This window comes from Dictyobacter arantiisoli (assembly GCF_008326305.1).
GTDB classification, from domain to species: domain Bacteria; phylum Chloroflexota; class Ktedonobacteria; order Ktedonobacterales; family Ktedonobacteraceae; genus Dictyobacter; species Dictyobacter arantiisoli.
In genome coordinates this window covers 178,882-193,585 of record NZ_BIXY01000001.1, presented here as the reverse complement: position 1 = coordinate 193,585, position 14,704 = coordinate 178,882, and the positions used below count along the sequence as shown (strand labels likewise).

Sequence of the window (14,704 nt, the reverse complement as noted above, 5' to 3'; positions counted from 1 at the left end):
ACCTGCTTCTCCAAACATTCGGCCTCACACATCCTGCATCATAAGATTGTCCCGAATATACATATCTCAACGAACCTATTGAAACACGTTAACACAATCCCCTATTTGGGTGATTGGTTACGATGAATATGCGAACACCCGATCCCTCATAGCAGCCACCCGTGAAGCGGTATTGCCCTTCACGGGTGGATTATCTCGCCTTCATTTCTTTTAATTTTGTGATGCGGCCTGATTGACCAGAACCCAATCGGCGAGCCCAGAACTGGCTGGTAGACCGGTGAAGGGTGAGGTGCTGACCTGGGTCAGGCCATCTGGTATAGTAAAGGTCCATTGTGGGTGCTCTGAGAAGCGGAAGTGATAGTCGGGTCCACAAGCAATTTGATCAGGAGTCACAAAAGGATTGGTAAGTGGAGGATTGTCGTTACAACGTCCCAGAACACGCTCCATGACGCTGTGCCAGATTGGACCGGCTCCAGTAATACCAATCACATCGTTCATTTTGTCGTTATTGGCGTTACCAACCCAGACACCGACGACGACATCGGGTGTATAGCCAATCGTCCAGTTGTCACGAAAATCGTCGGTGGTGCCGGTTTTGGCTGCGACCTGGCGTGTACAGGCGTTGCGTGAGTAGGCGCAGTTGGCGTCCATATCGGCGAAAGATAAGTCGTGGTCGCTGCCGAATTCGGGCGCACGCGATGGCTCATCCGCGAGCACTGAGGTCATCATGTAGGAGACCTGGGGTGAAAAGACAGGCCCGGCAGGCGGACTGGCTTCATTATAATGATAGAGATTGTGCCCATAGTTATCCCAGATGTCCAGCACGCTCTGCGGGGGGATGCGTTGACCCTGATTGGCAAAGGTCTGATAGGCATTCACCATTTGCAGGGGCGATACGTCTTTTGAGCCCAACGCCCAGGCCAGGCCAGTATTGGCTTGCGAGGTGATGCCCAGACGATGCGCCGTATTTAAAACATCATTCGCTCCCACAAATTGCATGGTACGAATGGCTGGGATATTATAAGAATTCGCCGTGCCTGTACGCAGCGTGACCAGCCGATGGGTATAGGTGTGTCCATAATCATAGGGAGCATAGATCAAGGTATGGGGTTTGGTGATCGCATCGTCGTTTACAGGCATGGGCGTGCCTGCTGGTGCGTGATTGGGAAAATAGGTCCGATCGTCCTGTAACACAATACCGGGATACCATCCTTTCTCGAAGGAGGTGGCATATTCAAGCGGTTTAAAACTGGAACCGGGTGGGCGCGCATTAATAGCTGCATTATATTGTCCACCTACGCGAGGATCGGTGGAGTTATAGTCAGCGCTCCCATCCATAGCCAGGATTTCGCCTGTTTTAGCATCCATCACCACGACCGCTGCAGTATGAAGATTCTTATCAGTGCTGAGCGTGGAGTAATAGCCACTGACTTTTTGATACTCTGGCTGATTGATATGGCGCGCCACAGCCCGCTCAACATAATCCTCCAGATGAGCATCAATCGAAGTGCGAATATTCAGTCCCGCTCTAAAGAAAGCGCCATAACCCGTGGCAAGGTCTCCATTTCCTAAGGCGTTGGAGACTTGATTGATGACCCAATCCACAAAGTGTGGAGCATACTTGTAGCGCATGTAGGACCGAAAGGTAGTATGAGCCATCAAACTGTGGGCTTTTTGCGCTAGAGCAGGCGTGATTAATCCCAACCCGGCCACCGCAATATGTTGATCTATCATCTCCTGCAAAACCAGCTCCTGCCGTGCCAGAGCCCGTTGCTTCGCGGCTTCACCAGTCGTGGGATCGTTGTAGCCGGGCTGGTTAGGCATACCCGCCAGAAAGGAAGCGCGAGCCAGTTCTAAAAGAGGATCGTGACGTCCCGTTTGCTGATTATAGTCAAGCCTGGCTACGCCGGGAATACAGCGCTGATTGGTATGACAGATGGGGGCCAGACCAAAATAATCCTCGACCGCAACTTCGACACCGTAGGTCTGCGCACCAAAAGGAGCGATATTAAAATACATCTCAAGGATTTTCGTTTTCGAGTATTGCTGGGTCAGACCAATTGCCATGGCAGCTTCGGTCAGTTTGCGGCTCAACGCATACTCATGATTGTTGGAAAGATTTTTAATCACCTGCTGCGTCAATGTACTACCACCACCATATTGCCTGGCGGCGGCTCGTAGAATTGCCATCGGCTCAACGCCAGCATTCATCCAAAATGTTTTATCTTCAATGGCAATCAAAGCATCTTGCAGGTCCCTGGGAATATCCTCATAGCGCACCATTATCCGACGACCACCCAGCCTGGAGTTCTGATCATACACTTCATAGAGCAGCACATTATTGCGATCATAGATACGCGTATTCTGCGCGATATGCTCGTTCGCCAGCTCATTCATGCGTGGGAGCTGCTCCATATAATAGCCATAGCTATACGCTGTACCGGCGAAAGAAGATAGAATGATCATCCCTAACAAAGCCAGCAAGATGTAGGTATAGTATGGGCAAGGATTTTGCTGCCAGCGCACACGGCGTTGCTTCATTTGCATAGATACACGCAAGCTACGCGATCTGCGCCAGGGTTTCTTCCGTTGAACTAAAGACGCTTGTTTCACCTCGGTCGACGGATGGTGAAGCTGCATATACGGTGCCGGAGGTTGGACCGTATGGCCCGTCACAGCCACAATTTTACCCGACCAGCGCCGCACTATATCCACTGTATAAGCCAGCAATCCTTGAGACCGCTGGAAGAGCAAACCATTTCCCGCGCAGGCTTCCGGCTCAGATAAAGGATCGCGTTGAAGCGAGGGAAGAGATAACGGGGATATCGAGCCTGGTCTGGAGACGGGTAGACCTGACAACGGCGGAGAAAGAAGAATCGGCGACTCCTGCTGACTTTTATAGTTGCGTAAAAGACCTCCCGCCACTGGAACTGAACTATCATCAATGCGCAGTTGATCACTCTCGGACTGCTGATCCCCATGACTACTCACAATCAGTATCCTCCCTTCCACATTACATCCCAAATACAACAATGTATCGCAGAGGCTTAAACAGAAACAGAGCCTTGCACTATCAAAACGAGCAATCCAGGGAAGATTTAACACTATCACCTATTTGGGTCATTCGTATGAGAGGCACTTTTCCACAAAAGGATGTACCATGCGTACTATATGGATGAGTATTGCGCGCAAAATCAGCGCCGATCATATATAATAAAGATTGATATTCTCAAATTGCCCGAAGGAGTTTTATCTATGCGCCAACGGCATGTCTCTCATGTACTGGCAACACTCTCTATTCTATTAACACTATGCTTTTTCTCATCTGTATTATCATCTAAGGTATCTGCCCATATTGTTGATGATCCAATATCTGACTCTGCACAGAGCAGCACATTGCAATTTCCTAAAGCCATCGATTTTCAAATTCATGCCCATGATACGCAAAGTCCTCTCGAATATGCGACATTGCATTTACTCTTTAACCATAATGATTCTAGTGAAGAAACACATGTCGTTACGCCTGGAGAAGCCAATGATGTTACGTTCCGATGGCATGATGATTTCACAAATAGCCACTTCACTCCCGCCAGCACCATGATTACGTATTACTGGGTCATTACTGATCAAGCAGACAGAAAACATACCAGTAGCAGCCAGAATTTACAAATTGTAGATAATCGCTTTCAATGGCAACATCTTACGCAAGGACTCTATCAAGTCAACTGGTATAATCGTCCCACTGATTTTGGTCAGGTTGTGCTAAAACAGGTAACGAATAGCCTGAAGCATATCAGTAGCAATCTGGGAACAGGGCTGCATCAGCCAATCAACCTCTGGGTGTATCAGAACACTGACGATTTTCATAGTGCATTACCGCCGCAAGTATCTGAATGGGTGGGTGGCATCGCCTTCCCCGGTCTCAATCAGGCATCTATTACAGCCAGCGGAACAAATGATAAGACGCTGAGTCGGGATCTGCCACATGAGCTGACACACCTGGTCTTACATCAGAAAGCCAGAGGGGACATCCCAACCTGGTTTGATGAGGGACTGGCCGTGTATGATCAGGTGTACCATGAACCACAGATGACTAATCAGTTTAGTCAGATGATCACGCAGCATTCATTACTGCGTATCCCTGATCTTGAAACATCTTTCCCCAAAGATGATGATAAAGCATATGACGCCTACTCTGAAAGCTGGCATCTTGTCAGCTACATGTATTCAACCTTCGGACTGAAAAAAATGGAGTCTCTGGTGCAGGCGATCCATAGCATAGATTTCACTTTCGATATGAATTTACAGCAGGTTCTGGGATGGAATACAGCGCAGATAGAAAACAAGTGGCGCTTAAGCCTCAATCAATCCGCTACGTTATCCGCCCGCGAAATGGTGCCGCTAACCCCAACGCCAACCCCTATATCAATGCCAGCCACATCCCAGGCGACATCTAGCGACGGCACAGAGTCATATTTGTTGGTGGGTGGCATCTCATTGATCGTCCTTCCGATTATTGGTTGCATACTACTGCTGATCTATGTAGGACGTAAAAGCCGCAAAGCATCCAGCAATGGCACACCAAATACGCCATTCCCTTCATCAGTACCAGAAACAACACCTTATCCTATACAACCAGAGTTTTATATGGTACCAGAAACATACACCACACCAGGATTACAGGAGAGAGCGCATCCACAGGGTGGCACTCCTATACCAGTGGATTATCCCTGGCAACATTCAGCCAATCCAGTCAGGGGAGGAACATCGCATACCTCGGAAGAGTAACGTATTACGATGGGCCAGCAGGAGAGGAAGGTAGAAGTGCACGATAAAACAGCCCGCTATTATCCAGCCAACGTACTCTCGTTAACAGAGCTATCCTATTGGATTGCCTTTAGCCGTGTCATGGGCATCGGTCCTGTACGCTTTCAAATGCTCTTAGATTTCTTTCAGGAAGATGTTGCCCATGCCTGGCAGGCATCCAGTAAAGATTTACAGGCAGCAGGACTTGACCAGGGTACGATCAAAAACTTTATCAAGCAACGCGCAAACATCAATCCACCATATGAGCTTGAACGGTTGCATCGCCTGACCATTCGCGTGATCACCTGGAAAGATGCCACGTATCCACCGCTCTTACGCAAGATCGACTATGCTCCCCCTGTGCTCTATACATGCGGAAAATTTACGGAAGATGATCTCCACTATACCATTGGTATCGTCGGTACACGCAAAATGAGTTCCTATGGTCATCAGGTTACCGAGCATTTCACCAAAGAACTGGTGAAGGGCAAAATTACTATCGTCAGTGGGCTGGCAAGTGGCGTGGATACCGTTGCCCATCGAACCGCGCTAAATCAAGGCGGGCGCACAATTGCAGTCCTGGCCTGTGGCCTGGATACCATCTATCCTCGCACAAATTATCAGCTCGCCAGAGATATCCTGGACTCAGAGCGAGGCATCCTGCTCTCTGCATTTCCCCTGGGCATCCGCCCTGAACCAGGCAACTTTCCGGCCCGCAATCATATTATCTCAGGCTTATCTCTGGGCATACTTGTCACAGAAGCCCCCCTCAAAAGTGGCTCGATCATTACCGCTAACTCTGCACTCGCGCAGGGACGTGAAGTCTATGCCGTACCCAACAATATCTTCAGCACCAATAGTGAAGGGACCAATAAACTGATCCGTGACGGAGCCCATCCGGTATTACACGTCAATGATATCCTCGAGAACCTGAATATTCATACGGTTCCCCTAGATGAGGGCACACCCGCCCGTAATCCTACAACTGAAGAGGAAAAAATACTGCTAGCGCTGTTGACACGTGAGCCACAATATATCGATGAGCTGATTCGCCTCTCAAAACTGGATGCCCCTATCGTAACCTCGACGTTGACAATCATGGAGCTAGACGGTATGGTAAAACAAGTAGGCAGTATGCAATATATACGTACTACGTGAATAATATATTAATGCGTTTTATAGCATTCTTATGTAAATCGCCAGTCAGGGGATGAGTAAGTATGATTTATCTCGATCACTTATTAGCAGCGACCCGGGGAGCAGTGCAGCAACAAAGCAAGCACAATCAGTTCGATGCCTTTAACCATGATACGCGTCAACTTACCCCCAATGAACTGTTTGTTGCCGTACGCGGCGAGCGTGGCAATGGTCATGACTTCCTACTGGATGCGATACGAAAAGGAGCAAGCGGATTACTCGTTGAGGCCCAGGCACTCTCGCATCTGCCCGAAGCGATACATACCTCCCTGGCACAGGCCGAAGTCACCGTGATTGTGGTCGAAGATACCCGACTGGCTTTACAACAGTATGCGAGCGCCATTTTAGCTCGCTGGAAGCCCACGGTCATCGCGGTAACAGGCAGCGTGGGCAAGACCAGTACCAAAGAGGCCATTGCAAGCGTACTCGCGCAACGCTTCCAGACTTTCCGTAGCTGGCAAAATTATAATGATATGCTGGGCATTCCGCTCTCACTGGGTCGCCTTGAAGAACAGCATGAATATGTCGTTCTGGAACTCGGCTGCGATCATCCAGGCGAGATTGCGGCGCTCTGCCGTATGGTACGCCCTACCATCGGGATACTCACCAATATCAGCCCCGTTCAGATGCAATACTTCAGCTCAATTGAGCATCTCGCCGGTGAGCTGGGCGCGCTGCTCACCAGCCTGCCCGACGGTGGACACTTCTTTTATCAACAAGATGATCCGATTATTCACAGCCTGTTAGCACAATACGCAGCAACCAACCACACAGAGATAACTTATCATCCTTTCCCGAGCGGAACAGAACAGGAAACGATTCCCACCCAACCACACATCAATTACTGCGGACTGGATGGTATAGTCGGAACGCTCACTGTAGATGAGCCAGGAGATAAGCCAGAGGCAACAACACTGACGCTACGTTCACATCTGCTCGGACAACATGCTATGGCAACATTACTGGCGGCTTATCAGGTTGGTCGTCACGCAGGGATCTCATCTGATGCGCTTATCACTGCACTGGCTGATCTGCAACCGCTCTCCGGTCGGTTGAAGCCATTACCAGGTATAGGCCATACAACCTTACTGGATGATACCCATAATGCCACTCCCACTTCCATGCTGGCAGGACTACAAACATTAGACGTGTTAACACCAAAGCATGGACGTCGCATCGCAATCCTCGGGGATATGCTTCACCTTGGCAGCTATGAGGAAGAGGCACATCGCACTATTGGTCAACAGGTTGCACGCTACGTCGATTATTTGATTACGCGTGGAGAGTGGGCTGCCTTAATTGCTGAAGAGGCTCAGCACGCGGGCTTAAGCACATCCCATATCATCAGAACATCGACGCATGAAGATGCCTCACAGGCAGCACGCCGTATTCTGTTCCAGACTACTACAGACGCACTGAATGCTACAGATACCATGCAGTCTCAGGATATAATTCTGATCAAGGGTTCAGAGGAGACACGCATGGAGCGTATAACAGAAATGCTGATGGCTCGTTCCTGGGAAGCCTCTGAGCTATTGGTGCGACAGACGCCGGGCTGGAAAAAAACTATTTTCCGGCATGCGGAACGACCCACCTGGGTTGAGATAGATCTTAACGCGATTGGCGGCAATACACGGCATATCAAATCCCTGGTAGGACCACAGACACAGGTTCTGGTTGCACTCAAAGCTGATGCCTATGGACATGGGGCCTTAAAAGTAGCGCGCACTGTATTGCAAAATGGGGCCACGATGCTCGGCGTAGCCACGGTCAGCGAAGCCATTCCCTTGCGCGATGCGCATATCGATGCCCCGATTCTTGTCTTTGGATATGTACCCCGCTGGCAAATGCGCGAAGCAATCCGGCTTGGCGTCAGTATTACCATCTACTCCAGAGAAGAGGCCCTGGCACTCTCTGAGACGGCGCTAGATCTCGGCAAAATCGCGACCGTGCACGTCAAGGTAGATACAGGTATGGGACGCCTGGGTATCCGCTTTGAAGAACTGGATACCATTCTGGAGCTGGTACGCGAGGCACATCGCCTTCCTGGACTCAAGCTTGAAGGTATCTACACCCACTTTGCGCAGGCCGATGCCGCCGATCAAAGCCATGCCCGCCTGCAACTCGCCCGCTTTCAGCATGTGATCCAGACCCTGGAAGAACAGGGATTACGTCCTCCAATTGTGCATGCGTCCAATAGCGCTGCTACCCTGGCAATCCCTGAGGCACGTTTTGATATGGTACGGCCCGGCATCGCCATCTATGGCCTGGAACCCTCGCCAGATGTACACCTGCCCGAAGGATTCCGTGCTGCGCTCTCCTTTAAAACCCAGGTCTCGCAGGTCAAATGGATACCAACTGGTGAAGGAATTAGCTATGGCAGTACCTATATCACCACCCGGCCAACCCTGGTCGCTATTCTGCCAGTAGGCTATGCCGATGGTTTCCGCCGCAGCCCATATAATTGGGGAAGCGTGCTGATCCATGGACAGGAGGCTCCCTTACTGGGCCGTGTCTGTATGGACCAGTGCACAGTAGATGTGACAAATATTCCTCAAACACGCATGGGTGACGAAGTTATCCTGATCGGTCGCCAGGGTGACGCAGAGCTGAGCGCCGAAACGGTCGCCACACGTCTGGGCACGCTGAATTATGAAGTTGTCTCAGAACTTCTTGCGCGCGTCCCTCGTGTCGATTAACCTGCTCCTACCTCTATCAACAGAGCATTCTACAACGTAAACAAAGCATAATACGTACAGAAAAGAGGGACATAAAACTTCTATTTGTGCCCCTCTTATGAAAACATTGTGGGATGGGACACAAATGAATTGTGCCAGCAGACAGACAACTGTCCCCTCAGCAAGTTTATAAGCGTGAATATATTGACGCATCAGCACCAGACTGTGACATCCGTAAGAGGTTCAACATGCAAGAAATCATAGACGAACCTGGCTCATCCATGGAAAAACAATCGCCAACCGCTATTCTCATCGCTAATCCTACCGCAGGTAGCTATGTATTTCACGCCCATCAAATCACAAATATACTTGCCACTCTGCAAAAGCAGGGCTGGCAGGCAGAACTCAAACTCACGCAGGCCAGCGGCGATGCCAGACGTCTGACCCGCGTAGCCGTACAGCAGCACATCGATATCGTGGTTGCCATTGGGGGAGATGGCACAATCCACGAAATTATTCAAGAGCTGGCGGGTAGCGAGACTGCCCTTGGTGTTTTACCCGGTGGGACTGTCAATGTCTGGGCCAGAGAAGCTGGCATTCCGCTTGATTTGCATGGAGCCTGCGATGTCTTGCTCAATGGACAAATACGCTCTATCGATCTGGGAAAAATTAATGACCACTATTTTCTGCTTATGGTCGGTATAGGATTGGATGGAGAAGTCACTCAATCGGTCGAGAAACGTCCCGTCAAACATCTGGGCGTACTTGGATATCTACTGGTTGCCGCATGGTGGGGCGCACGCTATCCCGCCTTTCACACAACAATCGAAATGGGTCAGCAAAGCATCAAGGCCAACGCCTTACAGGTGATTATAGGCAACACACAGCTCTACGGTGGTGCCCTGAAGTATACCTGGCTTGCCAAATGTGACGATGGCTTATTGGATGTGTGTGTGATTCGTAAACAAAGTTTATTCAGACGCGTGGCTGTCATTGTAGACTTTCTTCTCCGGCATCCACGTCGCACGCAATGGATACGCAGTGGAACCAGTGACACCATCAAACTCTATACCAATTATCCCATTGCGATTCAGATTGATGGCGAACCAATGGGGCATACCAGCACAAACGAACATCCAACGATTATAAGCGTGGTCCCCAGGGCACTCAAAGTAGTCGTGCCCACCAGATTAGCGCCAGATTTGTTCTCTCAGGCGTCCCACTAACGTACTATAGATACAGTGGGCCGATGATCCGCAATAACACGCTGGTCCCACAGAGGAGAAGCGAGCATGGCAAAAGCAATCTTACAGGACCAACAACGTATCCTGCTTCAGCAAGAAAAAAATATCGCCGTCGATCTGGCTAGCTGCCTGGAAAACTTTGAAGGTGGAGAACCATTTGAGCATACGCTCCGCCAGATCACAGCAACCCTGGATGACCTCTTCCTATTAGTCATCGTTGGCGAGTTCAATGCAGGTAAATCAGCCTGTATCAACGCTCTGCTGCATAACGATGTACTGGAAGAAGGAGTCGTCCCAACCACTCATCAAATCAACATTCTCAGGTATGGAGAAGAACAAACCCGGCACACGCAAACACAGGATATTTTAGAGCTAACCTATCCCGCCGATTTTCTACGCGACATCAGTATCGTCGATACCCCTGGCGTCAACGCAGTACTCCAGGAACATCAACGGCTGACCGAAGAGTTCGTCCCACGCAGTGACCTCATCATCTTTGTCACATCGGTCGACCGCCCCTTCACGCAGAGTGAAAAAATCTTCCTGGAGCATATTCGTGCCTGGGGTAAAAAAATCGTGATCGTGCTGAATAAAATTGATATGCTGCGTACGCCTGCCGGGCTTAATAAAATCACCACCTTTATACACCATAATTGTCAGCAACTGCTGGGCTTCCAGCCCGAACTCATCCCTGTCTCGGCGTTACAGGCGCAACAGGCACGTTCGGCCATGGGACATCAGGCGGTTGAGCTCTGGGAACAGAGCCGCTTCGGCCTGCTCGAAGCCTACCTGTTTGAAACTCTGGATGCGGAAGAGCGTGTACGCTTGAAATTGCTCAGTCCTCTGGGCGTGATGCAACGCCTGCTCCAGCAAACCCATACATCAGTCGAGGCCCGGGCCAAACTCCTGGCGGAAGATGCGCGCACCGTCAGCAATATTGATGACCAGTTGGAACTATATTCCGATGACATGCAACGCAATTTTACCCATCGTTTAAGCGAGATCAGTAATGTGGTGCTTGAGATGCGCAAACGGGGCGATGACTTTTTTGAGGATACGATTCGTCTGCGCCGCGTCCTCGATCTTGTACAGGGAGAGCGCATTCGGCGAGAGTTTGAACAAGAAGTACTTGGGGATAGTGCCGTCCGCATTGAAGGCTCTGTACAAGAAATGATCGATTGGATGGTCGAGCAAGAACATCGCTTCTGGCAAAATGTTATGGAATATCTGGATCGCCGCCGTGAAGTCAGCCTGCGCCGCGAGGACAAGATGATTGGCACGGTTAGTAAACAGTTTGATTATAATCGCCGTATGCTTTTACAATCTGTTGCCCATACTGTGACAGGCGTCGTCAATAGTTATGATCAGGAAGCCGAATCTATCCAACTCTCGCAGGATATGCGCAATACCGTCGCACAGGCAGTGATTACAGGCGCGGGTGGTATCGGTCTGGGTGCGTTGATTGTCGCTTTTATGGGTACGCTGGCCGCCGATGTGACCGGTGTAATCGCCGGCCTTGGATTGCTATTGATTGGTTATGGCATTATCCCACTACGCCGCAAACAGGCCAAAAGAGCGTTTGATGAGAAGATGTTAGAACTCCAACAGCGTCTATTGGATGCAATGAAGGATCAGTTTCAGAAAGAGTTACATAACTCGGTCAGCCGCATCGAAGAGGCCATAGCTCCCTATACGCGCTTTGTCCGCTTAGAGCAACTGAAAACATCAGACATGCAGGCGCGTATCAGCCAATTGGATACCACTATTGAAACGCTGAAGCAAAAAATTGAGCAAAGCTAAGACCAAAGAGGAGACGCGCACTGGCAAAAATCATCGATGAAGCCAGGTCAAGAGACAAACAAACAAGTCAGTCTCTTACCTGGCAACGGACAAACAAAGCAGGGATGGAACTTAAGATACCCGTTCAGCAAGCAATGATTCCAATGATCCACCAATGACAATGGTATGCCCATCGGGCAGCGAGGAATCTGTAGCAGCAACCGCAATGGCTTCACCCATGTCAGTTGCTGTAGGGAGTGCGCCCACTAATGAGGAACGGTTGGCAGAGAGGCCTGGAGCCGCACGCTCCAATAATTTGGGCGTAATCGTGCCATCAATTAAATCCCCGGTCACGACTACCAGACGAATATTCCGTGCGGCAAACTCCTGCTGGCGTGCGCGTAAAGCCTGTTCGCCAGCATATTTTGAAGCCGCGACAGGCTCATAGGCCGGAATCTGTTGAATATCGTGCCCATAAAGATGAGCCCAGTGGCTGGTAATAAAGACAATCACTCCTCCTTGCTGCATCAGTGGAAGAGCCAGATCAACCAGAGCAACCTGAGCATCTCGATTGATATGCAAGGGATACTCGGGATCGAGCGCCAGAGCATCCTTCTCCAGGCCACCGGATGCATTCAAAATCAACACATCAAGTTGTGTATGCCATCCCTGTAATTGAGCAAAGAGCTGTGTACGCTCATCAGCATGCGTAATATCACAACCTATCGCCAGAGCCTGGACGCCTCGCTGCGTCGCCTGAGAGACAACCTCATTGGCCCGTGCCACCTTATTACGATACGTGAAGGACACATCATATCCACGCTCAGCCATAGCAAGGACCGTCGCTGCTCCAATTCCACGTGATCCACCAGTAATCAAAGCAGTTTTTGGCTGTTTTGTCTCTCCCATACAAATCTCCTTCAAGAAAATAAATATCAGTATAAATGCAGCGTATATTACAATAAAAGAATACAGCAATATACCCATAAATAAAAAAGATAGCGCAATGAATGTCAAACAAAGTGTTTGATTCCCATCACCAGCGGGATCTTGCTGCTCACCTGCTGGCAGGCGCATGCGCGCCTGCGCCCTTTTTATTATGTGATGTAGAAAAGGTTCTTCGAACCTTTTCTACATCACATAATAAAAACAGTTTTGAGCACCGCAGGTGCGAAAACTCATGCGCCAGGATGGCGAAGACCATGGGAATCAAACACTTTGTAAGAAGCAAGTATACAACTGGCAATAACAGACTTTAGCGCAGGTGGGCAGGCGCTTTTTGTCTATGCATACTATATGTATGTCATCACATACATATTTATTCTGTTGCGAAACTATTTCTATTGACCTGCGAATATATGTGTAGCATGTAATTTGTAGTTACTCAGAATGAACAATGAAAAGCTGTAGGCTGGCCTGATGTAGCTACCCATCTTCACATACATACAAAATGAACAGCGTCGCAGTGATAAAATAGTGCCAGGAGAGGAATAGGGTACTGGGAACCTTGCTCCATCTCGTTACCACGGCGCGCTCGTAAAGAAGAAAGAGCGTTCAGCCGCTTTTTAAGGAGATAGATACATGGGACACCACATCCTGGTTGTTGACGATGATGAGGGGATTGTCGAAGTTATACAAATTGTATTGGAGGGTGAGGGATATGTTGTTCGCACGGCGAACAATAGAGATAACCTGCAAAATTTGACGGATGATCTTCCGGATCTTATTCTGTTGGATGTGCTACTATCCGGCGATGATGGACGAGATATTTGTAAGTCGCTGAAAAGCAATGCAACCACGAAAGATATTCCAGTAATTATGCTTTCGGCCCATGCGGATGCGGATAAAGTGGCTGCAGCGGGTGGTGCTGATGATTTTCTTGAAAAGCCTTTTGATGTCGATGCATTGATTGATATTGTCGCTAAACATCTCTCCTCATCCCAATCCCTGAATATTTAAGTGACGACAAAAAAGATCGGCTTCTTGCAACAGATAAGAAGCCGATCTTTTGATTTGCTTACCTGGACAGATGGGCAGGCACTTGTAGCAACAGGCATTCCCTTTTGTCTCACATTTCCCGTCAACTGTCTATGCGCTGATAGAGCCGCGGAAGGCGGAAGAGATTGCCGGGCCTTGTGGGGTCAGTAAAGCTACAGTCCATGAGGTGATCTCCACGTACAACCGGATGAGGGGCCGCTGTGGAAACTCCAGGGAAGGGAGGTCGTCGGCATCAGTATCTGACCCTGAACGAAGAGAAAGAGTTCTTCCGCCCGTTCTTCGCGCAAGCCGAGAGCGGAGAAATCGCCACCGTGGTCCAGATCCAACCTACCTGGAGTCGAAATGTGAAGGAGAAAATAACATGAACGATGATTTTTACGTTGCATTGCCGTTGCTTCACAGCATAAAAGGGATGAGCCGTTTCGTGCGCTGCATATACTCCTGATATCGCTGGCCCAGATGCTCTTGAAGGACGCGTTCTTCCACATGGATACGGTAGCTCAGGCCAATTAGCGCGCATCCCATTAGAGCCAGCAGACTCAACCAGTTGGTGGAGCTGAGTCCGAATCCGAGGAACATGATGAGCAAGCCGGTATAAGCGGGATGGCGAATGAGCTTGTATGGTCCGTCTTCTACTACTTGCTGATCAGTGACAACCGCCACGCTGGGAGTGAAATAACGACCAAGCACTTTGATGGCATAGAGACGGAAAGCGAGACCGGCATAGATCAGGGCAAGGCCTGACCAGGAGATGAAACTGCTCGCGCTCGTGATGGCGGCAGCAGGAACAACGTGGGGTAACTGCAAGCAGAGAATGATGCCGAGCGCGAACGTCACACCGACGACCACCCGCGATCCTTTATCTTGGAGCTGGGCACCAGCATGGAGGTGTGCGAGTTGCCTGATCCCCAGGATCGTTTCCATTACCACCCAGATGACAAAACCGCCCAGGAAAACATTCCGAAACAGAAGATTCTGAGTGAAAAGCGGTTGCATGTTCCA

At 49.7% G+C, this 14,704-nt stretch carries 10 protein-coding genes; 7 read left to right on the top strand and 3 right to left on the bottom strand.

All coding sequences use genetic code 11. The annotated features are described in order from the left end of the window. Positions 1-210: 210 nt before the first annotated feature. Positions 211-2,991, bottom strand: coding sequence for a transglycosylase domain-containing protein (locus tag F1593_RS00710; RefSeq protein WP_149399289.1), 2,781 nt, complete (start codon positions 2,989-2,991; stop codon positions 211-213). 264 nt (positions 2,992-3,255) lie between these two features. Between F1593_RS00710 and F1593_RS00705 the strand changes: the two genes are divergently transcribed. From F1593_RS00705 to F1593_RS00685, 5 genes are all read left to right on the top strand, one after another. Next, positions 3,256-4,788 (top strand): peptidase MA family metallohydrolase, encoded by a 1,533-nt coding sequence (locus F1593_RS00705; protein ID WP_172631762.1) that lies wholly within the window; start codon positions 3,256-3,258, stop codon positions 4,786-4,788. Positions 4,789-4,824: 36 nt separating this feature from the next. Beyond that, entirely contained in the window at positions 4,825-5,964 is a 1,140-nt protein-coding gene (gene dprA / locus F1593_RS00700) for a DNA-processing protein DprA (RefSeq protein ID WP_172631761.1), read from the top strand. Positions 5,965-6,026: 62 nt separating this feature from the next. Continuing rightward, complete coding sequence (gene alr / locus F1593_RS00695; RefSeq protein ID WP_149399283.1) at positions 6,027-8,702, top strand: alanine racemase; 2,676 nt, start codon at positions 6,027-6,029, stop codon at positions 8,700-8,702. A 227-nt stretch (positions 8,703-8,929) separates the two neighbouring features. After that, positions 8,930-9,907 carry a diacylglycerol/lipid kinase family protein gene (locus tag F1593_RS00690; RefSeq protein ID WP_149399281.1) on the top strand — a complete coding sequence of 326 codons (978 nt, stop codon included), beginning with the start codon at positions 8,930-8,932 and terminating at the stop codon, positions 9,905-9,907. 66 nt (positions 9,908-9,973) lie between these two features. Next, positions 9,974-11,725, top strand: coding sequence for a dynamin family protein (locus tag F1593_RS00685; protein WP_149399279.1), 1,752 nt, complete (start codon positions 9,974-9,976; stop codon positions 11,723-11,725). Between the two features lie 111 nt (positions 11,726-11,836). Here the strand turns inward: F1593_RS00685 and F1593_RS00680 are convergent, their stop codons facing one another. After that, positions 11,837-12,613, bottom strand: a complete 777-nt coding sequence (locus F1593_RS00680; RefSeq protein WP_149399277.1) for an SDR family oxidoreductase — start codon at positions 12,611-12,613, stop codon at positions 11,837-11,839. Between the two features lie 672 nt (positions 12,614-13,285). Here F1593_RS00680 and F1593_RS00675 point away from each other — a divergent pair. Both F1593_RS00675 and F1593_RS28125 read left to right on the top strand, forming a co-directional pair. Further along, positions 13,286-13,663, top strand: a complete 378-nt coding sequence (locus tag F1593_RS00675) for a response regulator (RefSeq protein WP_149399275.1) — start codon at positions 13,286-13,288, stop codon at positions 13,661-13,663. Between the two features lie 239 nt (positions 13,664-13,902). After that, positions 13,903-14,067: a hypothetical protein gene (locus tag F1593_RS28125; RefSeq protein WP_172631760.1), complete on the top strand. Its 165-nt coding sequence runs from the start codon at positions 13,903-13,905 to the stop codon at positions 14,065-14,067. Between the two features lie 31 nt (positions 14,068-14,098). Here F1593_RS28125 and F1593_RS00670 read toward each other — a convergent pair whose 3' ends face one another. Further along, positions 14,099-14,698, bottom strand: coding sequence for a methyltransferase family protein (locus F1593_RS00670; protein ID WP_172631759.1), 600 nt, complete (start codon positions 14,696-14,698; stop codon positions 14,099-14,101). Positions 14,699-14,704 lie beyond the last annotated feature (6 nt).

Bases quoted from the DNA above. Each gene is read 5' to 3' on its own strand.
- F1593_RS00685 (WP_149399279.1), top strand. From the start codon at position 9,974: ATGGCAAAAGCAATCTTACAGGACCAACAACGTATCCTGCTTCAGCAA.
- F1593_RS00675 (WP_149399275.1), top strand. From the start codon at position 13,286: ATGGGACACCACATCCTGGTTGTTGACGATGATGAGGGGATTGTCGAA.
- F1593_RS00680 (WP_149399277.1), bottom strand. From the start codon at position 12,613: ATGGGAGAGACAAAACAGCCAAAAACTGCTTTGATTACTGGTGGATCA.
- F1593_RS00690 (WP_149399281.1), top strand. From the start codon at position 8,930: ATGCAAGAAATCATAGACGAACCTGGCTCATCCATGGAAAAACAATCG.
- alr (WP_149399283.1), top strand. From the start codon at position 6,027: ATGATTTATCTCGATCACTTATTAGCAGCGACCCGGGGAGCAGTGCAG.
- F1593_RS00670 (WP_172631759.1), bottom strand. From the start codon at position 14,698: ATGCAACCGCTTTTCACTCAGAATCTTCTGTTTCGGAATGTTTTCCTG.
- F1593_RS00705 (WP_172631762.1), top strand. From the start codon at position 3,256: ATGCGCCAACGGCATGTCTCTCATGTACTGGCAACACTCTCTATTCTA.